The organism is Paraburkholderia sp. J94 (assembly GCF_905220285.1).
In the GTDB taxonomy this organism is placed as follows: domain Bacteria; phylum Pseudomonadota; class Gammaproteobacteria; order Burkholderiales; family Burkholderiaceae; genus Paraburkholderia; species Paraburkholderia tropica_A.
Map to the genome: position 1 here is coordinate 88,492 of NZ_CAJMZH010000022.1, position 25,245 is coordinate 113,736.

Annotated in this window: 16 protein-coding genes and 1 pseudogene; 6 read left to right on the forward strand and 11 right to left on the reverse strand. The window is 62.4% G+C overall.

All coding sequences use genetic code 11. The features are described 5' to 3' along the window. Window positions 1-122: 122 nt before the first annotated feature. The 8 genes and pseudogenes from U4Y88_RS34365 to U4Y88_RS34400 all read right to left on the reverse strand — a co-directional run bounded on the left by U4Y88_RS34365 (window position 123) and on the right by U4Y88_RS34400 (window position 11,889). Window positions 123-2,564, reverse strand: coding sequence for a TonB-dependent receptor (locus U4Y88_RS34365; protein ID WP_321789315.1), 2,442 nt, complete (start codon window positions 2,562-2,564; stop codon window positions 123-125). Window positions 2,565-3,160: 596 nt separating this feature from the next. Continuing rightward, window positions 3,161-4,102, reverse strand: a complete 942-nt coding sequence (locus U4Y88_RS34370) for an ABC transporter substrate-binding protein (RefSeq protein ID WP_415774535.1) — start codon at window positions 4,100-4,102, stop codon at window positions 3,161-3,163. A gap of 34 nt (window positions 4,103-4,136) precedes the next feature. Further along, window positions 4,137-4,688, reverse strand: coding sequence for a GNAT family N-acetyltransferase (locus U4Y88_RS34375; RefSeq protein ID WP_310632617.1), 552 nt, complete (start codon window positions 4,686-4,688; stop codon window positions 4,137-4,139). Window positions 4,689-4,903: 215 nt separating this feature from the next. Continuing rightward, the gene (locus U4Y88_RS34380) at window positions 4,904-5,899 is read right to left on the reverse strand and encodes a succinylglutamate desuccinylase/aspartoacylase family protein (protein WP_321789317.1); all 996 of its coding nucleotides are present in this window, start codon (window positions 5,897-5,899) and stop codon (window positions 4,904-4,906) included. A 330-nt stretch (window positions 5,900-6,229) separates the two neighbouring features. Beyond that, window positions 6,230-6,304: pseudogene (locus tag U4Y88_RS34385) on the reverse strand (hypothetical protein); the annotation flags it as partial. Window positions 6,305-6,805: 501 nt separating this feature from the next. Beyond that, window positions 6,806-7,870, reverse strand: coding sequence for a DUF5677 domain-containing protein (locus U4Y88_RS34390; RefSeq protein WP_321789319.1), 1,065 nt, complete (start codon window positions 7,868-7,870; stop codon window positions 6,806-6,808). Between the two features lie 107 nt (window positions 7,871-7,977). Then, window positions 7,978-10,371 (reverse strand): DUF4238 domain-containing protein, encoded by a 2,394-nt coding sequence (locus U4Y88_RS34395; RefSeq protein WP_321789320.1) that lies wholly within the window; start codon window positions 10,369-10,371, stop codon window positions 7,978-7,980. A gap of 732 nt (window positions 10,372-11,103) precedes the next feature. After that, a complete protein-coding gene (locus U4Y88_RS34400) occupies window positions 11,104-11,889 on the reverse strand; it encodes a helix-turn-helix transcriptional regulator (protein ID WP_310632611.1) in 786 nt (261 codons plus the stop codon). A 258-nt stretch (window positions 11,890-12,147) separates the two neighbouring features. Here U4Y88_RS34400 and U4Y88_RS34405 point away from each other — a divergent pair, with 258 nt between their 5' ends. The 5 genes from U4Y88_RS34405 to U4Y88_RS34425 all read left to right on the forward strand — a co-directional run bounded on the left by U4Y88_RS34405 (window position 12,148) and on the right by U4Y88_RS34425 (window position 20,087). Then, window positions 12,148-13,857 (forward strand): cyclic peptide export ABC transporter, encoded by a 1,710-nt coding sequence (locus tag U4Y88_RS34405; protein ID WP_321789322.1) that lies wholly within the window; start codon window positions 12,148-12,150, stop codon window positions 13,855-13,857. After that, window positions 13,854-14,672 carry an ABC transporter ATP-binding protein gene (locus U4Y88_RS34410; RefSeq protein WP_321789324.1) on the forward strand — a complete coding sequence of 273 codons (819 nt, stop codon included), beginning with the start codon at window positions 13,854-13,856 and terminating at the stop codon, window positions 14,670-14,672. The genes U4Y88_RS34405 and U4Y88_RS34410 overlap by 4 nt, the downstream gene beginning before the upstream one ends. Beyond that, on the forward strand, window positions 14,669-15,652 hold the full coding sequence (locus U4Y88_RS34415) for an iron-siderophore ABC transporter substrate-binding protein (RefSeq protein WP_321789326.1): 984 nt from the start codon (window positions 14,669-14,671) through the stop codon (window positions 15,650-15,652). The genes U4Y88_RS34410 and U4Y88_RS34415 overlap by 4 nt, the downstream gene beginning before the upstream one ends. Beyond that, entirely contained in the window at window positions 15,645-17,684 is a 2,040-nt protein-coding gene (gene fhuB, locus U4Y88_RS34420; protein WP_321789328.1) for a Fe(3+)-hydroxamate ABC transporter permease FhuB, read from the forward strand. The genes U4Y88_RS34415 and fhuB overlap by 8 nt, the downstream gene beginning before the upstream one ends. A gap of 285 nt (window positions 17,685-17,969) precedes the next feature. Further along, window positions 17,970-20,087, forward strand: a complete 2,118-nt coding sequence (locus U4Y88_RS34425) for a TonB-dependent siderophore receptor (RefSeq protein WP_310634341.1) — start codon at window positions 17,970-17,972, stop codon at window positions 20,085-20,087. 383 nt (window positions 20,088-20,470) lie between these two features. Here U4Y88_RS34425 and U4Y88_RS34430 read toward each other — a convergent pair whose 3' ends face one another. Continuing rightward, a complete protein-coding gene (locus U4Y88_RS34430; protein ID WP_321789330.1) occupies window positions 20,471-21,235 on the reverse strand; it encodes a sulfite exporter TauE/SafE family protein in 765 nt (254 codons plus the stop codon). An 89-nt stretch (window positions 21,236-21,324) separates the two neighbouring features. Here U4Y88_RS34430 and U4Y88_RS34435 point away from each other — a divergent pair, with 89 nt between their 5' ends. Continuing rightward, window positions 21,325-22,206, forward strand: coding sequence for a LysR family transcriptional regulator (locus U4Y88_RS34435; protein ID WP_321789332.1), 882 nt, complete (start codon window positions 21,325-21,327; stop codon window positions 22,204-22,206). Between the two features lie 656 nt (window positions 22,207-22,862). Here the strand turns inward: U4Y88_RS34435 and U4Y88_RS34440 are convergent. Next, the gene (locus tag U4Y88_RS34440) at window positions 22,863-24,362 is read right to left on the reverse strand and encodes a HAMP domain-containing sensor histidine kinase (RefSeq protein WP_321789334.1); all 1,500 of its coding nucleotides are present in this window, start codon (window positions 24,360-24,362) and stop codon (window positions 22,863-22,865) included. After that, entirely contained in the window at window positions 24,359-25,105 is a 747-nt protein-coding gene (locus U4Y88_RS34445) for a response regulator transcription factor (protein ID WP_310631407.1), read from the reverse strand. The genes U4Y88_RS34440 and U4Y88_RS34445 overlap by 4 nt, the downstream gene beginning before the upstream one ends. Window positions 25,106-25,245 lie beyond the last annotated feature (140 nt).

A 25,245-nucleotide genomic window follows, 5' to 3' on the forward strand; every position in this document is an offset into this window, starting at 1 on the left:
TGAAAGATTGCGAAAAACGCGCTCACACCCCGCCGGACATTATGTCCACCGCAAACCATGAGGCGTACGACTGATTTCTTCTATGCATTGCAGAAATGCCCAGCGTGCGGCTTGCATAACGCTTAAAACTGATAGCGCGCGCGCAGGTAATAAAAGCCGCCATTTACACCAATAGTCGAAGCGAACGCGTCGTACTGCGCGCCTTCGAGTTGCGCCTCGTACGGCAGCTTCGACGGATAAACATCGAAGAGATTGTTGGCGCCTACTGCGATCTGGAATTTCTTCGTCACGTCGTAGCGCACTTCGACATCGGTCACATAACGCGCCGCGTTTTCGAAGTGAATGAACTGCGTGGTGGAAAACGCATTCGGGCCCACGATATAGGTCTCTTCACCCGACGTCGGGCCAAAGCGCGTTTCGTGGATCGTCACCGCCCATTTGTCGCGATGCCACGTGCCGCCGATGATGATCTTGTTCTTCGGCGTCGAAGTCGTGAGCCAGCCGACCTGCTGCGCATTGAGCACGGGCTCGCCGTTCGCGTTGGTGGCCATGTGCGTGATCGACGTCGTATTCAGATTCACGCCGAGATCCCAGTCCACCGCTCCCCAATGGCCGAAGCCCGTGTGCCACGTGCCCATGAGGTCGATGCCGCGCGTGCGCGTGCTCGCGCCGTTGGTGAAATAGCTCGCCGACACCGCCGATTCCGGCACCGACGACGGCACCGACAATCCGGCCGCTTCCATCGCTGCGATGGCGTCGGCGCCCGACGCCGTGCCGCCGAGCACAATGCGATTGCGGATATTCACCTGATACGCATCGAGCGTCACATGCAGGTTGTCCACGGGCGTGAGCACGAAGCCGACGTTGTAATTCGTCGATTGCTCGGACTTGAGCGGCTGCGCGCCGATGAGCTTCGCCGCAGCCGAATTGGCCGCAAGCAAGCCGCTCGCTGAAGCCGGCGACTCATTGATATTCGTGTAGTACTCCTCGGCGAGCGACGGCGCGCGGAATCCCGAGCTGACGCTGCCGCGCACCGCGAAACGCGGCGTGAAGTCGTAACGCGTGGAGATCTTGCCGTTGGTCGTGTCGCCCACGTCGTTGTAATGCTCGTAGCGGCCCGCGAGATCGATCTGCCATTTCGGCGTGATATGCGTCGACAGGTCGATATACGTGCCGATCACGTTGCGCGACACGTCCGCTGCGCTCACCGGCGAGAGACCGGGCAACGCCTGCGAGCCGCCATACGCGTACGAGTACGGATCGCCCGCTCCCACCGTATAAGTTTCCCGGCGCTGCTCGAAGCCGAACGACACCTGCACCGGCGCGGGCAGCAGCGGCAACTGGAATGCACGCGAAAAATCGATGTTGTTGGTGAGTTGCGTATTGCTCACCGTCGACAGATGGAAACTCGTGGGCGTGTAGCCGATCGCGTCGTAAAGCCCCGTATTGGCCGAATCGACCATGCCGATGTTCGCGTGATCGCCGCCGTAGGTCGTGCTCAGATCCCAGGCCCAGCCGAACAGGTTTTCGCCCTTCACACCCGCCGTGACCGAAAAGTCGTTCTCGTTGATCGTTTCCTGCGGCGTGAAGCCGTTCGGATAGATCTCAGGCAGCACCGAAGGCGGACGATAGTTCTGGTACGCGCTCGCGTTGCGATGCGCATAGGTGCCGAAACCATACAGTTCGACATCGTCGCTAAGCGAATAGCCCGCGTTGAAACCCACCGATTCACGCGTGCTCGACGGATCGCCCTCGATCGGATTGTAGTAACCGTGGCCTGGCGCGTAGGTGCCGAAGTAGTCGTCGGGCCCCGTGCGCACCGTGTGATTCTGGCGCGCGTATTCGGCAGCGAGATCGAAGAAACCCTTATCGCCGAGATTGAAACCGAGATTCGCCGACTCGGTGTTTTTCAAGCCATCGCCCGCGTAGGTCTGGCCGGTCGTGCTCTGCACCTCGCCGCCCTGAGACTTGCGTTTGAGAATGATGTTGATGACGCCCGCGATCGCGTCGGAACCATATTGCGCGGCGGCACCGTCACGCAGAATTTCGATGTGATCGATCAGCGCCACCGGAATCATGTCGATATCGACGCCGGTCGAGCCTTCGTTCAAACCGCCGTCAAGCGCGATATTCGCGGTGCTGTGACGACGCTTGCCGTTGACCAGCACGAGCACGTGATCGGGGCTCAGGCCGTGCAACGAAAGCGCGTCGGTAAGCACCGCGGCATCGCCCGCGTAAGTCTCACGCACGATGGCGGGCGAGAGTTGAACGAGCGCGTCGCGCAGATTGCTCTGTCCGGTCTGCTGCAGGCGCGCGGCGCTGATGACGTCCACGGGCGTCAGGCTCTTGCTCGCCTTGGTGTCCGTGCGCGTGCCCGTCACGACGACCGTGTCTTGCTGCACGGTATCGCCGACGCGCGTAGTCGTCTGCGCTGGCTGCGCTGGCTGCGTGGGTTGCCCGGGTTGCGTGATGCCGGCGTCGCTCGCGCCCGCCGCTGGCGTGGCCTGCGCCCATGCTGTGCTGTGGCACGCCAGCGCGAAGGCAGCAAGTGCAAGAGTCTTCATGCGCAAGCCGGGAGCGGCCTGCCCAACACGGGTGGCCTGTCTTTTTGTCATTGCATGCATCGGTAATCCAGTTGGCGGAGAGCTATCGGTTACGGGACGTACAGCGGGTGAGCGCGCACCTCTCCTTTCGCCCGGATTTATCCGAGTCGAAAAGGATCACTAATCAAATAACCAGAAGTACGCGGATACCGGAAAAGAGACCGGCTTACGCGGTTGAGACGGGCTGAGGGCGCAGGTTCGCGCGTCGTGGTCGCGATACCTCGATTTCGCTGAGAAATCGCGTTCTTTTCATTTTCATTTGCATGACTTATCAATCTTACGTTAAGATTACGCCAGCATTCTTTGTCGTCGCGCCGTGTTGTTTCAGCGCGGTGAAAAGATAACAGTCATGTCGCGCGCTCATTAAACAATCATTTTGCGCATGGTTATTCCGCGTAATGGCCATTCGTAATCGTTAATGCGCGGGCCTTGCATGCTTCGCCGCTCGCGCACGAAATCCGGCGTATAAAAAGCAAACGGCGCACCTATGACGGCGCGCCGTGCGTTACAACGAAGTCTTTAGGTCGCGCGCCAGAGCAGTCAACGCGCGTGCTGACTCAGGTCTTCGGCAATCCAGGCGGATTCGTCGCCGAATGCGCGATACCTTCCGACTGCAAATTCCAGCGCGTGAGCACCTGCCCATACTTGCCGCTCTGGATCAGGTCGTTGAGCACCTGCGTAAGCGGCACGGCTAGACCGCTACCTTTGCGCGTCGTAATGGCCACCTCCGCCGTGCGCGGCCAGCCGCCGCTGACCGTGCCCACTAGCCGCGTTTTCCCCTGTACCGCTGCCTGCCACGCCAGCACGGCGTTCACACTGAATATCGCATCGGCGCGGCCCGCTTGCAGCGCGACGGTACGCACTGCATCGTCGTCGTAATACTGCACAGTGAGCGGTTTCAAACCGTGTGCGATATTTTCCTTGTTCCATTCGAGCAGGACCTTTTCCTGATTCGTGCCCGCATCGGTGATCACGCGCAGACCCGCAACGTCCTTCGGCTCGCGGATCGACTTGATCGGACTGCCGGTGCGCACGTAAAAGCCCAGTTCATCGCGGCGATAAGTCGAGAAGTCGAACTTTTCCTTGCGCTCCTCGGTCACGGTCACATTCGACACCACGGCATCGACTTTCCCAGACTGCAACGCGAGCGGCCAATCGGGCCACGCGAGCGTCACGAGCCGCAGCTTGCGTCCGAGGCCGTCGGCCACCACCTGTGAGAGATCCGGGTCGAAGCCGACCACGGTGCGCGCATCGGTCGCGTAGGTGCTGATCGGCGGCAGCGCGGGTACGATGCCGATCGTGAGGGTGTCCTTTTCCGCGAACGAAAAACCAGGCGGCACGGCCGTGATCGCGGCGGCGTCGGCGCTGGCGCGAGGACGGCCGTGCTGCTCGGGGCTCAGATCGAATTGCTCCGCCGCCCACGTGCTGGTCGCGAGCACCGCGCCGAGACCGAGCGTGAGCGCGCCGCTCAGCATCGCAAGCTTTTGTTTGAATGTCATGTTCGAAGGATCGATGGGGTGGATGATGGTCCACTCAGCGGCGGGCGCCGAGCGGTTCGCGGGCGCGCAGATCGTCGAGCGAATCGACGTTGCCCGGACTGCGCAAATCCTTTCCGAACGGCAGCCGCACATGAATTTCCGGCGCGATCGCACGATCGAAAAGCGGCACGTAGTGAGTGTCGAGGTAGAGTCCCCAAGCCTCGGGTTGCCTGAATCCCGTGGTCAGATAAATGCGTTGATAACCGAGCCGTACTGCGCGCGCCTCCAGTTCCTCGACAACCCGGCGCGCGACACCCTTGCGCCGCTGACTCTCGTGCGTCCAGATACGCTTGAGTTCCGCCGTATGCGCGTCATAGCGCTTGAACGCTCCACCGCCGACGATCTCGCCTTCTCGTTCGATGAGAATGAACGCACCATCGGGCGGCGCGAACAGCGTGGCCGGATAGCGCGCCAGTTCCTGCGCTGCCGATGCTTCGCTGTCGCTACGAAATTCGCGGTATCGCGTCGCGTACTCGTGCTGCAAACCATCGAGCAACGGTTTGGCCAGCGCGTCGAGCGGCGTGGTGTCGATGATGCGGTAGCTCATAAGATGATCGTCGGGGAAGTAGCGCCGCTACGTTATTCGAATTTGGTACGGTGCAGGCAAGGTTATCCGTTCATCGCAAGGCAATTAAACAAGCAATTCGAATAACGTTATGGATAACTATTTATTTATTAAAAACCAATGAACGCACGTAACAACGTACTCGCTGCGATAGCAGCAAGTGTCGGCGTCCGGGCTTCAACCCGTCTGCATGCGCGTCACACAGGTTCGGCGAGATGGAACAGGCAGTCGCCACGCTGCACGGCCGCCACTGCGCGCTGACATACGACTTCGCCAGCCGCTTCGAACGCAACCGTCACCGGCTCGCGTAGCGGCGTCTCTGGAAAGTGAATGCGCGCGGCGGGCTGGCCCGCTTCCACTCGCTGCCCGAGTTCGACAAGCGGTTCGAAAATCCCCGGTTCATAGGCATAAACGTAGTGCCGGGCGCCAGCAACACGATAGAAGCGCGTCTCATGCGGCGGTGCCTTCGGCACCAGCGGCCCCGCAAGTGCACCGATGCTGCCCAGCAGATGCAGAACGCCTTGATGCGCCTCGCGCAACAGGCGGCTTTGCACCGTGCCCGCGCCGCCTAGTTCGGTCACGATCGAGATCGCACCTTGCCGCCAGGCCGCCGTGGCGGAATGCAACGGATTGGGGGGATGTAAAAACGCGCGCGGCAAACCGAACGCGCCGAGCAACGCGCGCAAACGCGTTTCCTGCTCCGTGTCGTCAGGCTGGATCGCGAGCATGTTGGCGCCATCGTAGAGCAACGAACTGCCGCCCGAATGGAAGTCGACCAGATACTGCGCGCGCGCGAGCAAAGTGTGCTCGATATAGTCGGCGATGATCGCCGTCGGCGTACCTTGCGGATCGCCCGGGAAACTGCGATTCAGATTGCCGCCGTCGAGCGGCGACGTGCGCGTGCCCGCCTGCGCAGCCGGGAAATTCGCCATCGGCAGAAAGATCAACTGGCCGCTCACCCATTGCGGATCGATTTCGCGCAGCAATTGCGAAACGAGAATCTGGCCTTCGTATTCGTCGCCGTGATTGCCGGCCATCAGCACGACGGTTGGCCCGTTGCCGTTGCGGATCGACGCGGCGGGGATAGGGATCCAGCCATATGCTGAGCGATGCACCGAATGCGGCAGACGCAGATAGCCGACCTGACGGCCCTCAGCATCGAAATCGATTTCACTGCGGATCGGATTGACCATGGAATCTCGTAAGGCGCGACGGAACAGCATTCGCGGAGATCATAGGACCACCTATTGCGAGCGGTCTACGAAGGGATTGCGCGAAGGAAATCGCCGACGGCGATATGCGAAACGCGTGTCGAAGGGAACTAATCGCCGATGCAGCCGCCGGCAACGCACCGGCATGACAGCCTGCTTATCAGGACGCGTGTGCGTCGATGGTGCACGGGCGCCGGTTTGTCCGGCCGTAAGCCACGCACCGGGTCAACAACGGGTCGCAACGCATGAAGCTGCCACCAATAACTGTCACTCAAGATCGTGTCCCTAATACGGACATTCGCTTGTTTCCAATCACACGCGCACAACGATTTTCCCGAAATGTTGACCGCTGCGCAGATACGCGTATGCGGCATCCACTTCTTCGAATGGAAATGTCCGCCCTCACAAAGCGGCCATAGTGAAACATCGCATGGGAGACTGCTTCGGGTCGCACTGCGCCGGTCCGCCGCCGCAGCGCGTTTCTGAGCGAGGTGTGAGTCGGTAGGCGGCCATGAAGCGACGCTCGTCCAACAATAACGTATGGCGGAAGCTCGACGCGTTCCGGTCACTCGTCTCATCGGAGGTCGCAGCTGAGCATCAAAAAATAATGCGACGCGGCCCGGCCCCCGCACGAATTGGTGCAAAACGACCGAAGGAGGCGGCTATCTCCGCGCCGAGGTCTGTCATCGGAAAGTCCTCGCCATACAAAGCAATCAATCTCGCCAGCAAGTAGCGGCCGCGTCGCCCTCAACGCGAACACTCCTTGTTGAGATGCGTTGCGTGTGCTGCTATATCCGCGAGAGTACGCTGCCTTTGACATAGATTTACATCCTTTCCGACCACTCCATACGTTGTCATCCAAGGCAGCGGGACGGGTGTTGCCGTACGCTAGCCTTCATCCTGAACGCCGCACCCGCGTTGGCGAAGAGCGGCCTCGGCATCAATTAGCTCTGCCTTGAGCTTTTCATGCCAATGCCACAGCACGCCTTCCATAATCGATCGCTCATCGTTTGGAGCTGTGTCTATAAGCTCGCCCGTGGCGATGATCAGAGAGTAACTGCTGCATTGAATCGGCTCTATGAATCCCTCGTTGGAGGGCCCAGCCAGCAAGGTTTCTTGACTAGACATCGACAGCGCAAGTTTGTACCCGAGGCTGTCGACCCCCGAGTGGACATTCTTGCTGGCAAAGCTGTACTGAGGGCGGAGATAATGCATCTCCACAAATTTTTCGATGTCTTTAAACGTGACTCGTTTTTGCCTGAGTACCTCGGTAGCCCATCCGTTCTCGCCTCCAAATTTTTGACCATATTTGACGAGCATCGCGTCGCGTTCGCGCTGAAATTGAGCAAGTTGCTCCTGGTCGAACTGGTCAAACCCGAGGACGGCGTGATGTTCGTTATATTCGCTCGCGGCCTTCAAACGGATGATTGCCTGAAAATCCACAAATCGCTTGGAAAGCGCCTCGTCGTGCCTACCAAGAAACGCCAGTATTACTGATGTTTCATGAAGCGATCGCCAGCGCGCCATCGCTCCATCTGAGAAACCGCCCTTTAGTAGACAAGAAACCTCGTTCGCGATCTGGACAGCGCGCGTATGGAGCCGGATCGTCATATTTCGTCGCGAGGAACGTGGGTATTTGCCAGAACTTCTATATTCGGCGTTGATCTCGCTTCCGATCTCCATGCACATTGCGATCAGGGAATCCAACCGAATGAGCGGAGCATGCCAAGTTTCAAATAGCCGCCTCTGAAAGCCAGCGAGTTCGGAATGAATTCCTTCGACAAACCCTCGTTGTTGACGATCCAAATCCTGCGCAAGTCCACTAGAAAACTTTTCGACCATCTCGTCGGCGTGCTCGTCGAGCCATCGGTCTATGTCAGCTTCCGTAAGCGTTTTCTTCCGGTCTGGATTCTCGTCCAAATACTCGGAGACCATTTCTCGAAAGTTTTTCATATTTGGTATGTCGTTTTGAAATCGGATCGTCTCCAGCGACAGAGTGCTAGCTGTGCACGATTTCTTGGCAGCCCTAGCGCCTGTGCAACGTACCGGATCGCCGATCCTTAATCTGTCCAGCCAAAGCGAAACGCTAAAGGTACCGGATTGATATACGTTGTTAGCCCGTATGTGTGAACCAGGCGGGTCGCGTTCGTAGTCATGAAGCCACCGGCCGGAGCCGAAGCTTCAAGATCTGCCAAGATGCTAGACGGAATACCGGTCTGCGATTGGGCACGGACAGCCTTCAACGCCGCGTCTAGATGCGCAACATCTTCGGGATCGTTCCTCGATGCTACTTTAATGAACATTCGGATGACTTCTTGCACGCCATCCGCGTTCCGAGGAGTATCTCCTTGTTCGTACGAACCGGGCAATCGCACAGGGATCTCTATCGATCGCGCGTCCGCCGGGAGGCGTTCTACGAGGACATCCGCACCCTGTGCCTGCTTGTCGTTTGCCGCGTGTAGTTTTCCCCAGATAGCGTCCAGATGGCAGTAAGGGACAGAGCCTGTCATCGATGCGATGAACAGTCCTGAATCGATGCCGAAATTCTTGAAGCACATTAGTTGGCCACTATCCGATCCCTTTGGCATTGATTGAAGGAGAATCAATGGATCTTCTTCGATTTCCTTTTTCAGATGAGCGGCAACCTTTTCGGCGACATCGTGAGCAAGATCAGGTGTGTTACGTTTCACGAACGCAAGGAGGTCGTCCGCGTGAGCGCGGAGCATCCATCGCTTATGATCATCTTTGGCCAACGCTTCTGTATAGCGTTCGTCACGATCACTCAGCGCCACGCCTCGCATCTGGTCCTTTGCTAACTCAAGAATCTCAGCGCGGTAGAACTCGTCGACGTCCATTGGGTCCGGGATAAGGTGGATTTTTCCGGATCGTATAAAGCCCTCTAGCTCAAGCAGCATCAGCACATTCCTTAGCGTCTGATCTCTATAAAGAGCTGGAGACTTTGTCGGACTGTATTCTGGTCGTAGCCCCGCCGCATTGGGGAATGGGTGTGGCACGACTAGCTCATCGAAATAATCGAGCAAAGGCATGATCAGCAACGGAAGCGAGCGGACATCTACAGGTCCCAGAAAAACTGCCCGAGAGACGTTCGCCTTAGGGCGTGGAAGCAACTCGCGCAACAACGTGTCCGTCGGCCACAAGAACTCATAAAACTCGTGAATACGAACCACATGCTCGTCGTTGAGTTCGCGACGGACGTCGTTCCAGTCATTTCCCTTGTTGAGACCCAGAATGTCGGAAACCGCATTGCATAGACCGATGTTACGCTCACGTATCCCGCAGCTCGTCCAGGTCGGCCGCTCTTGCGCGGGTAACGGTTGGCAGCAGTCCGCGTATCGCTGTGCACTCCCGCAAGGGCAGCGGTCGTCTGCGGCCGGTTCGCTTTCGGGCGGCTTCTTCGCAAGATACTCATGAGCCTTCGACGTTCGACCAAAAGCGTCTTGAAAGTGGTAGGTCCCGTTGCTGAACTTCATGACCATCTCGCCACCGAACCTCCAAAGGTCGCCCCGAGGCAACAGGATCTGCTCTATTTCACGCCAGCTTAGCGAGTTAGATTGTTCGGGATATAGCCAATCAACCTGTGCTGCAGCAACGTATTTTCTGGCGCGCGACTTAAGGACGTGATTGATCGCGATAACCTCGTCGGACGACAGATCGCGGGTACGAATAAAAGCGTCCGTCCGGACATAGCTGTGACCTCGGTAGCGAGCATGGGTGCGCTTCGCCAGAACGTCTACGTTTGAAGGAGACTTCGCATACTCGGTGTGGGTAAGAATCAAGCAATGTTCGCCATCGAGCGCGTAGATAGTCTGTGAGCCGACCAACTCGATACCGGGGTCATTGGGATAGCTACAAGTGCTGTGATCAAATGCAAACTCACGGTGATAAACCGTGACAGGGTGGTCCGAGACGATGAATTTCACAGCCGAGTTCTTTGCGGAGACAACTTCGCGAACGCCTTCCGTCCAGATCGTGCAATGCATGGCGCGCAAGCGTTGCATCTCGACCATCAACGCGGTCTGCCCAATCTGACCGTAGCGGTCGAGAAGGGAATCAAGCCCCTTTGGTGTTCTCAGCTTCTGTGTGTCGAGAAAATCGAACAGTGCGGAGAAATAATCATGTATCCGTTGTGGCTTGTTTTCGACCAGCGCACGAACGGCCTCCGCCCCGCTTTTGTCGATCGGCCCGAAGAGAAGCCGCTCAACCTCGTCGTTAAGTATGTCTCCGAAGCGGGTCGTGTAGAGATCAAGTTCTACGAACGCGTATTTCGGTGAACACTCGCTGAGCGGTGAGCCAGGTATGACCTTCCCGTTCGGCAAAATCGTGTCTTGAGGCGCGAGTTCGAGGACGTGCAGCCGTGACTGCGGCGCCTTCAGAAATCCTCGTTGATACCACTGCGGGACATAGTGATTCTTGCGCGTTATTTGTTCGCTCATGTCTACGCCTCGAGCCGGGGGCGGCTCACCTTATTGACGCAATGTTGCTAGTTGGTTTTCGAGATGGGTAACAGTCAATCATCATCACGCGTTAGCGCAGGAGCGCACGCCACATCTTACAGTGGAAGCGCTTGCCTCATTCGAAGTGCCGGTACTTGTGATCCCGGGAAGCGATGATCCGGTTTTCCCCATCTAGCATGCGAAGCTATCAGCGTCGATCATCCCGACAGCGACATCGCGCGTAATCGACGCTATCGGACACGCATTGGACCATGCAATCTTCTACGTGATAGTCGATGCATAAGCGATATTTATTCGCGACGAGCGGAGATCAGCTCTACCGGCTTGTATAACTAGTGAGCTAAAAGCGTCTATCGCTCTAGCCATCTACGACCGCTTCCGGCGCAGGTACGGACAGAGCCAAAGGCTAGGTGGGCGGCTGTTCAGGGTCGAAATGCGCCTCTCGCCTCCCCTGCGCCGCTCATGAAATGACTTTCGGCCTTACCGCCCCGAACTACGCCTGCGCCTGCCCAAATCAAGGCCCGGGCACGACGCTGCAGCGCACTCGCCGGCGCCAAGGATATGGCTGTTCGAAATGGAGATTCAGCAGGCCTCCGATTAGAAAGAAAATTTATAGAGCGCCGAAAGACGAATCCTCTCCAGGCCAAGCGAGGACTAACCGGAAAATTGCTCGAAAATCAAAGCCCCCCCTACCGCGTGACATTGAGTTAGCTAGCTCGACGCCAGATAGCGTTGCGGCGATTCGCCCGTGACCTGCCGGAACATGACGATGAATGCGCTCGCGCTGCGATAGCCGAGATCTTTCGCCACCTGCGCCACCGAGTGCCCGAGCGTGAGACGCGTGATCGCTTCCGCCACGCGCATCTGCTGACGCCAGGCCACGAAGGTCAGCCCGGTCTCCGCGTGCAGGCGGCGCGCGAGCGTGCGCCCGCTCGCGCCGAATTGCTCGCCCCAGAAGTCGAGCGAGAGATCGCTGCCGGGGTCGTTCATCATGTGCTCGCAGAGCTTGAGCAGGCGCTCGTCGCGCGGCAAGGGCACGCCGGGCTCGGCGAGGCTGGGCGTTTCCGCCAGCACCTTCAGCAGCAAGGGCGCGGCGAGCCCCGCGCGGCTCGTGGCGGTATAGCTGTCCGCGCCCTCCACCAGCGTGAGCGCGAGTTCGCGCAACAAGGCCGACACGCCGATCACGGCCGGGTCGTCCCACGGCCACGGAAACACGTCGGGTTCCAGATAGACGCTGCACAGCGCCGTATCGCCGACCGCGTGCAGTTCGTGATCGACATCCGACGGCAACCACACCGCGCGCGACTGCGGCACGGTCCACGTCCGCGCGGGCGTGAGCACGCGAATCACACCTTTGACCGCGAACACCAGTTGACCATGACGATGCTGATGCCACGTCACGCGTTCGCCGTGACGGTAGTTCACGAGCGTCGCGGCGACCTCGCGCGGCAGCGGCGCGCGGGCCATCGGGTAGCGCTTGAGCAGAAACGACTTCATCGGACGGGCGCACAGGCGCGGAAGAAAGTGGCCCATGATAGTGGGATTTGACCAAAAGTTGTCAAAAATTCGATATCGCCTGTCCGCCTTTAATTCGCATAAGCCGGTAATCTCCTTACCCATCAAGGCTTCGAGCGGAACCCCGTTCGAAATCAATAATGCTTCTCATTCGTGCGATTGACCGCGTGCCTGGCTGTGTCATCGACTAAACGGTCGACTCCGCAGTCAACACCCGCACGGACGATTTTTCCGCCGCTTATGCCCCTGATTGCTTCATTGATCCGCAGTTCGCGCTGGCTTCTGCCGCTCGCCCTGCTCGTGAGTCTCGTGAGCGGTTTCGCCAACGCGGCGCTCGTCGCGCTCATCAACCAGGCGCTGCAGGCGTCGGGGCCGCAACTTCTGCAACTGGGCGTGCGCTTCGCCCTGCTCGCGGCGCTGGTGCTCGCCACGCGCGTCGGTTCGCAGACGCTGTTCATGTATCTCGGCCAGCGCGTAAAAGCGCGCCTGCGCATGCAGACGATCGGCCGCATCGCCGCCGCCTCATTCCGCGATCTGGAGCGCTGCGGCGCTGCGCGCGCGCTGGGCGCGCTGACCCAGGACCTCGACAGCATCGTCGTGTTCTTCGTGAGCCTGCCGTCCATTGCGATGCAGGGCGCGGTGATCGCCGGCTGCCTCGCCTATCTGGGCATGCTGTCGCTGCCGATTCTCGGCGTCGCGCTCGTGGTGCTCGGCGTGGGCACGTTCGGCACGCATCTCGTCGGCTCGCGCGCGCTGCGCCATCTGCGCGCCTCGCGCGAACGCGAGGACGAACTGTTGCGCCAGTTTCGCGCGCTGTTCGACGGCGCCAAGGAGCTGAAGCTGCATCGCGCGCGCGCCGATGCGTTCGTCGGCGGCCATCTCGCGCCGCATGTGGAAGCGGTGCGCGCGCAACGCACGCGCGGCTACGTGCTGCATGCGCTCGCGGCAAGCTGGGGCAATCTGCTGCTGTTCGGCTTCGTCGGCCTGACGATCTTTGTGCTCGCCCGTCTGTTCGACGCCGACGCGCATGTGATGTCGGGTTACGCGCTCGTCTTTCTCTATCTGATCATGCCCGTGGAAGGGCTGCTGGCGGCGTTGCCCGCGATCAGCTCGGCGCGCGTGGCGTTCGAGCGCATCGGCAAGCTCGAAGCCGCGCTGCCGCCCGAGCGAGTCCGGCTTGCCGATGCCGATGTCGATACCGATCGGCCCGCGCCCGCCGCGCAGCCCGCGTTCTCACGCATCGTGCTCGAAGGCGTCGAGCATCGTTACGCGCGCGAAAACGAAGACGGTTTCTTCACGCTCGGCCCGATCGATCTGACCTTTCGTGCGGGCGAACTCGTGTTCCTCGTCGGCGGCAACGGCAGCGGCAAGACCACGCTCGCGAAACTGCTCGTCGGTCTGTATGCGCCCGAACGCGGCCGCCTGCTCGTCGACGGCGTGGCCGTGGACGACGCGACGCGCGCCGCCTATCGGCAGCATTTTTCGGTGGTGTTCAGCGACTTCCATCTGTTCGATTCGCTGCTCGGCTTGAGCGCCGGGCGCGAAAGCGCGGCGCGCGCGCTGCTCGTCGCGCTGCAGCTCGACCACAAGGTGCGGATCGAAGACGGCGCGTTTTCCACGCTCGCGCTTTCGCAGGGGCAGCGCAAACGCCTCGCGCTGCTGGTCGCGTTTCTGGAAGACCGGCCGTTCTACGTGTTCGACGAATGGGCCGCCGATCAGGACCCGGCCTTCAAGGACGTGTTCTATCGCACGCTGCTGCCGGAGCTTAAAGCGAAGGGCAAAACCGTGCTCGTCATCACGCACGACGACCGGTATTTCGATCTCGCCGATCGCCTCATCAAGCTCGACAGCGGGCAGATCGGCGCGATGCGTTCCGGCCTCGCGGACGATCACGACCGCGACAAAAACGGCGACAAAAACAGCGGCAATGACATGGCGAGCGCCGCATGAACGCGATCCTGCAAGAAGACGCACACAAGGAAGCAGACGAAAAGGCGGCCTTCACCCTCGAAGGCGTCGCGTATGCCGCCGGTGGCCGCACGCTGCTGCATCCGCTCGACCTGACGATCGAGCACGCACGCGTGACCGGACTCGTGGGCCACAACGGCTCGGGCAAATCGACGCTCGTCAAACTGCTGGCCCGCCAGCTCGATCCCGCGGCGGGCGCGATCCGTTACGCGGGCCGCCCGCTCGCGCACTGGAGCGCGCGCGAGTTCGCGCGTCAGGTCGCGTATCTGCCGCAGCAGACGCCGCTCACCGACGGCATGACCGTGCGCGAACTCGTCGCGCTCGGGCGCTATCCGTGGCACGGCGCGCTGGGCCGTTTCGGCGACGACGACCACGCGCGGGTCGACCATGCCATGCGCGCCGCCGACGTGCTCGCGCACGCCGATCGCCCCGTCGATGTGCTCTCGGGCGGCGAGCGCCAGCGCGCGTGGCTCGCGATGCTGGTCGCGCAGGACTGCCGCTGCATGCTGCTCGACGAACCGACCGCCGCGCTCGACGTGGGCCATCAGCTCGCGATGCTCGACCTCGTCCGCACGCTCTGCGCCTCGGGCGCGATGAGCGCGGTCGTCGTGCTGCACGACGTGAACATGGCCGCGCGCTTTTGCGACCGCATCGTCGCGCTGCGCGAGGGACGTCTGCTGATGCGCGAGCGCGCCGCCGACATCATCGATCCGCAGCGGCTCGAATCGATCTACGGCGTGCCGATGAGCGTGAGCGTCGATCCGGCGAGCGGACGCCGTCTGGGGTTTCCGGCATGAGCGCGACAACCGCGAATCCGCATCGCCGCCGCGTGCTGGCTGCGCTGACCGCGCTCGCCGCGCTGGCGTCCCCGTCAGGCTTCGCCGCGACGCTGTCCCGATCACCGAGCCCGCAACGCTCGCCGCAGCGCATCGTGGTCCTCAACTGGGAGCTGACCGAAACGCTGCTCGCGCTCGGCCGCGCGCCGGTGGGCATTCCGCTGCCGGACTGGTACGCGAGCGGGATCGTCGCGCCGCCGCTGCCGCCGGGCGTCGCCGACGTCGGTCTGCTCTATCAGCCGAATTTCGACGTGCTGCTCGCGCTCGCGCCCGACCTGCTGATCGTCACGCCCGCCCACGCCGCGCTGATGACGCCGCTGCAACGCATCGCGCCGACGCTCACGCTGGGCGCGTACATGAGCGCCGCGCGACCGTTCGAGGCGCTCTGCACCGAAACGTCGACGATGGCGCACGCGCTCGACGCGCCGACGCGCGCCACGGCGTTGATCGCCGCCACGCAGCACGCATTCTCCGCGGCCGCCGACGCGATCCAGGCCACGCCCCGCCATCCCGCGCGTGCGGTGATCGTCGCCGAAGCGCTCGACGAGCGGCACTTTCGCGTCTATGGCGCGGGCAGTCTGTTCGACGCGGTGCTCGCGCGTATCGGCCTGCGCAATGCCGCGAATCCACGCGACGCAGCGGGTCGCACGCATAGCGCGCCGTGGCAGACCAACCTGACGGGATCGGCCACCGTTGCGCTGCAACGCCTGTTCGACGCGCCGCACGCGGACATCCTGCTGGTCGGTCCGCTGCACGCCGACCTGCGCGCCGCGCTGAACGCGAGCCCGCTGTGGCGCGCGCTGCCCGCCGTCCGCGAACGCCGCGTGACCGTGCTGCCGGTGATCGCGGCGTTCGGCGGTCTCGTCTCGATGCAGCGCTTCGCCGCCGCCATGCCCGTGGCGCTGGCCACGCTCGACAACGGCGGAGGCGGCCTTGCGTAATCCCGCGCGTCCGCCCCTGCTTCAGCGCGCCGCGCCGCCGCGCGACTGGCGTCTGCCGCTCGTCGGCGCGCTGTTCGCGCTCGCCGCGTGCCTCGCCGCCGCCGACCTGCATCGCGCGCTCGCGGGCGCGCCGTTCTGGAGCGCGCTCACGATGCCCGCGTCGGTCGGCGCGCAGGACGTGGGCGCGGTGCTGGTCCATTACAGCCTGCTGCCGCGTATCGCGATGACCCTGCTCTGCGGCGCGGCGCTCGGCCTCGCGGGCACGCTGATGCAGCAGGTGCTGCGCAATCCGCTTGCCGAACCGATGACGCTAGGCGTGTTCCCCGGCGCCTATCTCGCGCTCTCGATCGCGACGATCTGGATGCCCGGCTGGCTCGCGCTGGACCGCGACACGCTGGCGCTCGCGGGCGGCGCGGTCGCGATGCTCGCCGTGTTCGCGCTGGCGTGGGCGCAAGGCATGTCGCCGCTCGGGGTGATCCTCGGCGGCATGGTGGTGAACCTGTACTGCGGCGCGATCAGTCTCGCGATCTCCGTGGTGCATTTCGACCGGCTCGCCGGTTTGCAGATCTGGGGCGGCGGCGCGCTCGACCAGAGCGGCTGGCAAGCGGCGCTGCATCTGGCCGTGCGGCTCGGGCTCTGCCTGCTCGGGGCGGCGCTGCTCTACCGTCCGCTGAGTCTCTTCGATGCGGGCGACGCGACGGTGCGCAATCTCGGCGTGGCGGTCGGCTGGATGCGCGGCGCGGCCCTGTTCGTCGCCGTGGCGCTGACCGCGTTCGTCGTCGCCGAAGTCGGCGTGATCGGCTTTATCGGGCTGGCCGCGCCGCTGCTGGCGCGTCTGGCGGGCGCACGGCGTTTGCGCGACCGGCTCGTCTGGGCGCCGCTCACTGGCGCAGCCTTGCTCTGGCTCACCGATGAAATCGTGCGCTTCGCCGCGCAAGCGGAGTGGTTTTCGGCGCATCTGATCGCGACCGGCAGTGTGACCGCAATCGTCGGCGTGCCTTTGCTCATCGCGCTGCTGCCGCGTCTGCGCACGCGGCCCGATTCCACTGCGACGCCTGGCCCGCGCCACGATCCGCGTGCGCCGCGCACGTTGCCGCTGCTCTGGGCCGTGCTGCTGCCGCTCGTCTGCGTGCTCTCGCTGATGGTCTCGCGCGGCGCCGATGGCTGGGGTCTCGCGACCCGCGCGCATATCGACGCCCTGCTGTTCTGGCGCGTGCCCCATCTCGTCGCGGCGCTGGCGGCGGGCAGCCTGCTCGCGACTGCGGGCACGCTGCTGCAACGCATGACCGCGAATCCGATGGCGAGCCCCGACCTGCTCGGCGTGGGATCGGGCGGCATGTTCGGCATGGTCGCCGTGCTGTTCCTGAGCCAGCGCCTCGTGCCCGCCGCGCTGTTCGCGGGCTGCGTGGCCGGTGCGTTCGCGACGCTGATGCTGCTGCTCTGGTTCGGCCGGCGCGCGCGCTTCGCACCCGAGCGTCTGCTGCTGGTCGGCATGTCGATCAGCGCGCTGTTTCAGGCGGTGGTCGGCGCGCTGATGTCGAGCGGCGATCCGCGCGCGGGCGTGCTCGTCGATCTGCTGATCGGCTCCACGTATTACGTCGCGCCCGGCATCGCCTGGAGTATGGCCGCGCTGGCGCTGCTCGCGCTCGCCGTCGCGCCGCTCACCGCGCGCTGGCTCGGCACGCTCGCGCTGGGCGCGGATGCCGCCGCGAGCCTCGGCGTGCCGGTGGGCCGCGCGCGCTTCGCGTTGCTGCTGCTCGCCGCGCTCGCGACGGCGGCCGCCACCGTGGTCGTCGGGCCGCTCTCGTTCGTCGGGCTGATCGCGCCGCATATCGCGCGCTTTTCCGGCGCGCGGCGGCCCATGCCGCAGCTCTATCTGGCGGCAACGCTCGGCGCGCTGCTGATGGTCACGGCCGACTGGCTCGGCAGGCAAATCGCGTTTCCGCAGGAGGTGGCGGCGGGCCTCGTCGCCACGCTGCTCGGCGGACCGTGGCTCGTGGCGCGGGTGTTAGTGCGCGGCGTGCGTCGTTGATCGCGCGGTTTCAGGTAGCGAAGCAAATCGCACATCAAGCAGCACAGCAAGCAGCACATCAAGGGCAAACGGGGCCCTCACAACCCCGTCCATAACGATCGTCCCTCGCATTTTTTTACAGCCCGCCTTGCGCGGGAGGAAGCCGTTCGGCCTTTTTCAACAGTGGGATGATTGACGATGACAACGAGAATAGACCACCGTGGCGCGCGTCGCGCGCCGGCTTCGGGATGGTGGAGGCTGGCGCCGCACCGCGTCACGCGCGCCGCGCCGCGATTCGCGCTCACCATGACGCCGCTCGCCTTCGCGGCGCTGAGCCTCGCTTCGCCGTGGGCGCGCGCGCAAACCGCGCCTGCCGCGAACGGCGAGGTACTGCCCGCCGTGACGGTATCGGGCGCGAACGACGCCGACGCGACCACCGAAGGCAGCGGCAGCTACGCCGCGAAGAAGGCCACGATCGGCGGCAAGGTCGCGCAGTCGATCAAGGAAACGCCGAACTCGGTTTCGGTGCTCACGCGCCAGCAGATGGACGACCAGAACGTGACGACCATCCAGGACGCGCTGCGCTACGTCACCGGCGTGAGTTCGATCGATTACGGCGACGGCACTGCGTATTTCCGCGCGCGCGGCTCGCAGCTCGGCATTGAATTCGACGGCGTGCCGACCTTGAGCGGCCTGCAATATCAGCTGCAATTCGATCTGGCGATGTACGACCGTGTGGAGATCTTGCGCGGCCCGGGCGGATCGATCGACGGCATGGGCGAGCCGGGCGGCGTGGTCAATCTCGTGCGCAAGCGCCCGCAGGATCAGTTCCATCTGGCCACGGAAACGCAGGTCGATTCGTTCGGCAGCGTGCGCCAGATGATCGACGTGACCGGCCCGCTGAACAAGGACGGCACGGTGCGCGCTCGCGCGGTGCTGGTGGGCGGCGACGGCACGCAGTCCATCGACCGCACGCGCAGCAAGGAAGTGATGGCCTACGGCGCGCTCGACTGGGACCTCACGCCGCGCACGACGCTCTCGCTCTCGGGCGGCTATCAGGTCTCGCCGATTTCGGGCATCGACTACGGCGCGGGCGGCGTGCTCAACAGCACGCGCACCGCTCTCACGGGCCGCGTGCCGAGTTCGTTCACGCAGAACTTCAGCCCGAGCTGGAACTACGCGTACACCTCGCTGCAGGAAGGCAACGCGAACCTCGTGCATCGCTTCGAAAACGACTGGCAATCGTCGACGACGCTGTTCTATCGCCACGAACTCTCGAAGGCGTATTACGCGTACTCCGGTCCCGGCGCGACCGCAGACGGACTCGCGCGTTTCGGCGATCAGCGCCAGCGCACCAGCTACGACTGGTTCGGCGCGGACAGCAACGTATCGGGCCCGATCCGCCTGTTCGGGCAGACGCACACGCTGACCATCGGCGCCAATTACTCGGTGATGACGTCGAGCGCGCAGTCGGGTTATCTGGCGCTCACCGGTCCGTATGGCGGCGCGTTCAGTCTCTACGATCCGAACGCCGTGCCCGCCGTGGACGTGCCCTACACCTTCGGCACCAACCATCGCACTGTGCAGTACGGCGTCTATGCGCAGGCGCGCATCAAGCTTGCCGACCCGCTCACGCTCGTGCTCGGCGGCCGCGAAGCCTTCCTCCAGGACCGCACGCAATCGACGCTGCCGAGCGTCGGCGACTGGACCACCAACGCGCAGATCAATCACCGCTTCCTGCCGTCCGCGGGGCTGCTGTGGGACATCGTGCCGTCGCTCACGGCCTATGCGAATTACGCGCGCTTTCTCGACGCACAAACGGAGAGCACGTATTCGGGCGCGGGCCTGCCGCCGCGTTCGGGCGAGCAGTATGAAGTGGGCGTGAAAGGCAGCTTCCTGAATGGCCGCCTGAATGCGAACGCCGCGCTGTTCCGTATCGACGACAACAACCGTGCGGTCGCCGATCCGGCGCACCAGTATTACTACGTCTCGGCGGGCAAGGCGCGCGATCAGGGCGTCGAACTCGAAGTCACGGGCCAGCCGATGCCGGACTGGAACGTCTACGCCGGCTACACGTATCTGAACGCGCACTACGAGAACGATTCGCCCGATCTAACCGATGGCACCGATCCGAAGCATCTGTTCAAACTGTGGACGAAATACACGTTCTCGCGCGGCGCGTTGCGCGGCTTTTCCGTGGGTGGCGGCATGCTCGCGCAGACGCGTATTTCACGCGGCGTCGAACAAGGCGGCTATGCGATTTTCAATGCGCAGATCGGCTATCGCTTTAACAAGCACGTAGAAGCGTCGTTGCAGTTGAATAACGTATTCAACCGCGAATATTATATTCGCCCGCCCAGCACGTATTACAGCGTGTTCGGCGATACGCGCAATGTCATGCTGACAGTTAGATCGGACTTCTGATTTGTTGAGTGACCGCACGAGTTGCTCTCGTGCGGTCACTCAGCCAAGTTCTGCCAAGCAGTGTGCAACTGCCACATTCTCCCCCTCAATCACTATGGGGCTGATTACGCCGCAGCGAGGTACGTTTGCATGTCGTGACGTTCACCGCATGCAGTTCGTATTGAAGACCGAGTTCTTCGAGCACACGATACACGTCCGAAATCACCCGAAAATCTCTGCGGGAGTAACTGATTCACGCCCTGAGTCGTTCAGTCAAGCTTTCGGAGGCGGGAGCCCGCCCCTTTCGAACGCCGTCGAAACGCGTCGTGTTGCGCGGCGAGGCTAAACAGGATCGCAAGAGATCCTAACGTATCGAGCAAAGCGCACAGCATGACTTTCTCCCATTAACGCCTGAGCATCGGTCCATATGTCTTTATAAAAAACGCCAGCGTGATGCCGGTCGTGGCGATCAGCGTAATGGCGCGGACTATGTCCGGTCGCGCGCGCCGCCCGACCAGCGCACCTCCGTATCCGCCAGCGATTGCGCCTGCCAGCATGATCGATGTTTCCGGCCAGCGAACCACGCCGGCAACGACAAAAGCCATCACCGCCACCACGTTCGCCGCGCTGACCAGCAGCGTTCGCGGCGCGTTCAGATGCTTCAAATCACACGTGTCCAGAAGTCCCCACATCGCGATCATCATGATCCCGACTGCACCGCCAAAATAGCCTCCGTAGACACCTAGCAAGAACTGAATGGCGAGGACCACATGCGCGTGAATGCGCCAGCGCGCGCGTAACGCCGCGCCGATTCGTCGTCCGAACGCAAGCGCGACAGACGCTATCAGAAGCAGCCACGGCAACATGAACGTAAACGCGACTGATGACGTACAAAGCAGCAGCACCGCGCCCGTCAATCCCCCGCAGAGCGTTACCGCGAGTAGCCCGCCAAGCGACACGGCGCCCACCGGTTTCAGCCCGCTGCGATACGCCCATGCGCTGGCCAGCCCGCCTGGAAACAGCGCGACGGTGCTAGACGTGTTCGCCAGAACCGGAGGAACGCCCGCGGCAATCAGCGCGGGAAGACTGACGAACGAACCGCCGCCTGCCAGCGCATTCATCGCGCCTGCCAGTGTTCCTGCGGAAAAAATCATAAGCATCGAGTTCATGAACGCCATGCTAGCCAGGCGGTGCTACCTGAACAATCTGGAACTACCGGTGCTAGACTTCGGAAATTCCGAAGGGAAAGATAATTGCCATGCGCTTTGACCTGACAGATCTGCGGCTCTTTTTAACCGTAGTCGAATGCGGAAGCCTGACCCAGGGCGCCCGCTCGCTGCACCTCGCGCTCGCGTCGATCAGTGAGCGCATTGCCAGCATGGAATCGACCTTAGGCGCGCCGTTACTCGAACGCAACCGCCGCGGCGTACGACCGACGGCTGCGGGCGACGCACTGGTCCGTCATGCCCGTCTGATCCTGGGTCATGTCGAGACGATGCGCGGCGAACTTCGAAGCTACGCAACCGGCCTCAAAGGCCGGATCAGGTTGCTGTCCAACAGCGCCGCCATGGCAGGTTTTCTGCCTCCGGAACTGTGCCAATTTCTGGCCGCTCATCGCGACCTGTCGATCGATCTGGAAGAGCGTACCAGTGCGGACATCGTGCAATCTTTGATGAGCGGGCGAGCCGACCTGGGGCTGGTTGCTGACACAACTGATTTCGGCACGCTGCAGACACAACAGATCGGAACAGATCAGCTTGTCGTTGTTGTCGGCCGGTCGCACCATTTTGCACAGCAAGCGAGCGTTCTGTTTGCCGATTTCCTTCGCGAGCCGATTGTCGGAGTCGCCGACGCAGCGCTCGAAGTGTATCTGGCAGAGCGTGCATCCCGCCTCGGAGGTCAACTGGATTACCGCATCAAGCTACGCAACATCCAGAATGTTGCGATGAACGTCGAGGCGGGCGTGGGAATTTCAATCGTTTCCGATCAGGTGGCCAGAGTCCTTGGAGGGAATCTGGTTGTGTTGCCGCTGCAGGAAGCGTGGGCCAAACGGCATCTCTATCTTTGCGCCCGGGACTTTTCCGCGCTGACTCCGCATGCCGGCCTCCTCGCAGCGCAATTACTGAAGCGTGCGCAGTAGTTAGCGCAGCTAGCGGATTAGATTGGGCCTGCCACGCCAGCGGGGAAAACCACCCAGCCCAACCGCAACGCTAACACTGCGTAATCGATGAGAAGCTAATGCCGCTGGACGACAAAACAAAAGCCGGATTGCCTGGTCTCCTTGTGGTTGATCACTTCCTTGCGATTGCGCGAGCAGGCGGCCGGCTTCGAACGATCAACTCGTCGAATTGACGTGGTGATCGTGTGAACCTGCTTTGCAACCCGGGAAGATCTGCGACATGGCATACGCGCTGTGGCTCTCATAGCCGCTACTCAAAGCGACCCGGGTGATCGGTGTTCCCTGTAGCAGCATCGCCAGCGAGGACATCGTGCTCATAGCAAGTTGACCCGCCCGAATCCCGGCAGTAGTCGGGTCGCCTGGATCGTGAGCTAGCGCCTGGCAAACCTGCTGGATTTCCGGATCCACAGGCCAGGGCAAATGAAAGGGAAGACACGGCTGGCCTCCGGACGAGTTTCGTTTGCGCGGCACCAGTTGTGGTGAGACGCAAACGAAATCTGGTTTGGTGCAAACAAACCCAGCTCATGGCGGAAATCGTAGTGCAGTCGGCCCGCCCAGTGCTTCTGGATAACGAAGCGCAAACCGCTCAAATAACCTAAACACAGCAGACGAGCCACTCACGACTCGTGGGCCGCCCGCAGCACCGCAGCGTCGAGCCTGAAACTGAACGTCGCGCCACGCTGATCCCGCTCGATCAGTTCAATAGCACTGCCATGCAGCAGCAGCATCCGTTGCACGATCAACAGTCCCAGGCCGCCCTGGCGACGCACATCGCCGGAACTGAACGCGCGCCTGAACAGATTCGCGCGAAGCTCAGGCGCGATGCCCGGCCCGGTATCGCTGACCACCACCGTCACCTTGCCATTTTCGCCGGCAAGCTCGACGCTGACCTCGCCGCCCTCGGGCGTATGGCGGATCGCGTTGTCGAGCAGATTGGTCAGCACGCGTTCGATCATCGCCAGGTCGGCGCAAACGGCAGGCAGACGCGGCGGAATCACGGCTCGCAAGCGGATCTGGCGGGCCTGCGCCGCAAGCTCGAACTTCTGGAATACGTCCTGCACGACATCCGCGAGGGGAAACGTCTCCAGCGTGAGCTGGACGTTCTCATGTTCGAGGCGCGCCAGTTCGAACAGCGATTGAGCCAGCCGCCCCACCTTCGCGCTCTGGGTCAGCGCAATCGCCAGATAGCGGCGGCGCTCGGCGCCCTCGAGCGTGTCGTCCTTCAAGGACAGCGTTTCGAGGTAGCCATGCAGCGACGTGAGTGGCGTGCGCAAATCGTGCGAGATCGTCGCGAAGAGTTCGCGTCGCTCCTGGTCCTGACGTTTGAGTTCGCGCCACTGCACGCCGATGCGCTCGACCATCTGCGCAAACATGCGTTCCAGAATGGCGATCTCGTCGCGCGTTTCCGTGCGCGCCGCCGGGCGACTGAGCACGAGCGGCACAGGCTCGGAGCCTGCCTGGATCGACGCGTCGATGCGGCTCACGGTATCGGTCAAACGCCGCAAAGGGCGCGTGATCAGGCCAAACGCGATCAGACCAGCAATCAGGCCAAGCGACGCAACCACGGCCATCAACCCGAGCGTCGTGCGCAGCACCGTGCTTTGCGCGAGCCGTGTCGCCAACGCATCGCGCGCCTCGCCGATCAGCACGACATAGATGTACCCCGCCGGACGCCCGCCAGCGCCTTGAACAACGGCGGCGCTGAACACTTTTCTGGCATCCACGCTGCGCGGATCATCGCCGAGAATCGGCAACGCATCGTTGGCCAGAAAGCGCTGCACCGGTTGCAGGTCGACGCGCGTGCGCCGTATGTGCCCCGGCGGCGCGTCGTCGCCCGTGATGCGGCCGCTGGTGTCGAGCAGGTATACCTCGACGCTCGGATTTACCGCCATCAGTTGTCCGAACAATGTGCGTAACGCGGCGGGCTTGGGGCCATCCGCGCCCATGAGCGCCGAGTTATGGGCGATGTGGGACGCCAGGTCGTGCGACAGGGCCTGGATGACCTCCTGATCGTGCAGATCCGAAGCGCGTATCTGCAACCACGCCGACGCCCCGCAGCACGCGAGCAGCAACACCGAAAACACGATGGATATCCGCTGCGTCAATGACAGTTTCACGACGCCCCTCCTTGCCCGCTGTCGCGGGACGCCGATGGCGCGAGCGGGTCGAATTTGTAGCCGCGCCCCCAGACGGTCAGGATGCGTACCGGTTGCGCGGGGTCGGCTTCGATCTTGGTGCGCAGGCGGTTGATGTGCGTGTTGACGGTGTGCTCGTAGCCTTCGTGCTGATAACCCCAGACGGCGTTGAGCAATTCCATGCGCGAGAACACCTTGCCCGGGTGGCGCGCGAAGTGATAGAGCAGGTCGAATTCACGCGGCGTCAGCTCGATGCGCTTGCCGTCGACCTGCGCTTCGCGCGTGACGGGATCGATCGAAAAACCGCCCAGCATCAGCGTGCCGCCTTCGAGCCGCAAATCCTTCGCCATCGCCTCGACCCGACGCAGCAACGCCTTCACGCGCGCGACGAGTTCCAGCACCGAAAAGGGCTTCGCGAGGTAATCGTCGGCGCCGAGTTCGAGTCCCAGAATGCGGTGCACCTCGCTCGAACGCGCGCTCGTAATGATGATCGGCGTGTAGCGCGTCATCGCCCGCGCGCGCCGGCAGATCTCCAGCCCGTCCACGCCCGGCAGCATCAGGTCGAGAATCAAGGCATCCCAGCCGCCCTGCTCCAGCAGACGCAGCCCTTCGGCGCCGTCGGCACTGTGCACGACCTCGTAATGTTCGTCGCGCAGATGCAGCATGAGCACGTTGGCGATATCCGCGTCGTCCTCGACGATGAGTACGCGTTTGGTCTGATCCATGGGGTCTTCAGTGATCGGCGCTGCGCGCCGCGATGAAAGGTCCGGATTGAAAAGCCCATTGTGCAGAAAATTCCGCTCCGGAGTTATCACATTTAATTTTACTTTTCGTGAGGACTTCGGGATCGGCCGCTACCTATGCT

Excerpts from the sequence above, each read along its gene's own strand:
- U4Y88_RS34410 (WP_321789324.1), top strand. The coding sequence starts at position 13,854 with ATGAACGCGATCCTGCAAGAAGACGCACACAAGGAAGCAGACGAAAAG.
- U4Y88_RS34430 (WP_321789330.1), bottom strand. The coding sequence starts at position 21,235 with ATGAACTCGATGCTTATGATTTTTTCCGCAGGAACACTGGCAGGCGCG.
- U4Y88_RS34395 (WP_321789320.1), bottom strand. The coding sequence starts at position 10,371 with ATGAGCGAACAAATAACGCGCAAGAATCACTATGTCCCGCAGTGGTAT.
- U4Y88_RS34390 (WP_321789319.1), bottom strand. The coding sequence starts at position 7,870 with ATGAAAAACTTTCGAGAAATGGTCTCCGAGTATTTGGACGAGAATCCA.
- U4Y88_RS34365 (WP_321789315.1), bottom strand. The coding sequence starts at position 2,564 with ATGAAGACTCTTGCACTTGCTGCCTTCGCGCTGGCGTGCCACAGCACA.
- U4Y88_RS34405 (WP_321789322.1), top strand. The coding sequence starts at position 12,148 with ATGCCCCTGATTGCTTCATTGATCCGCAGTTCGCGCTGGCTTCTGCCG.
- U4Y88_RS34370 (WP_415774535.1), bottom strand. The coding sequence starts at position 4,102 with ATGACATTCAAACAAAAGCTTGCGATGCTGAGCGGCGCGCTCACGCTC.
- U4Y88_RS34415 (WP_321789326.1), top strand. The coding sequence starts at position 14,669 with ATGAGCGCGACAACCGCGAATCCGCATCGCCGCCGCGTGCTGGCTGCG.
- U4Y88_RS34400 (WP_310632611.1), bottom strand. The coding sequence starts at position 11,889 with ATGAAGTCGTTTCTGCTCAAGCGCTACCCGATGGCCCGCGCGCCGCTG.
- U4Y88_RS34380 (WP_321789317.1), bottom strand. The coding sequence starts at position 5,899 with ATGGTCAATCCGATCCGCAGTGAAATCGATTTCGATGCTGAGGGCCGT.
- U4Y88_RS34425 (WP_310634341.1), top strand. The coding sequence starts at position 17,970 with ATGACGCCGCTCGCCTTCGCGGCGCTGAGCCTCGCTTCGCCGTGGGCG.
- U4Y88_RS34445 (WP_310631407.1), bottom strand. The coding sequence starts at position 25,105 with ATGGATCAGACCAAACGCGTACTCATCGTCGAGGACGACGCGGATATC.
- U4Y88_RS34435 (WP_321789332.1), top strand. The coding sequence starts at position 21,325 with ATGCGCTTTGACCTGACAGATCTGCGGCTCTTTTTAACCGTAGTCGAA.
- U4Y88_RS34375 (WP_310632617.1), bottom strand. The coding sequence starts at position 4,688 with ATGAGCTACCGCATCATCGACACCACGCCGCTCGACGCGCTGGCCAAA.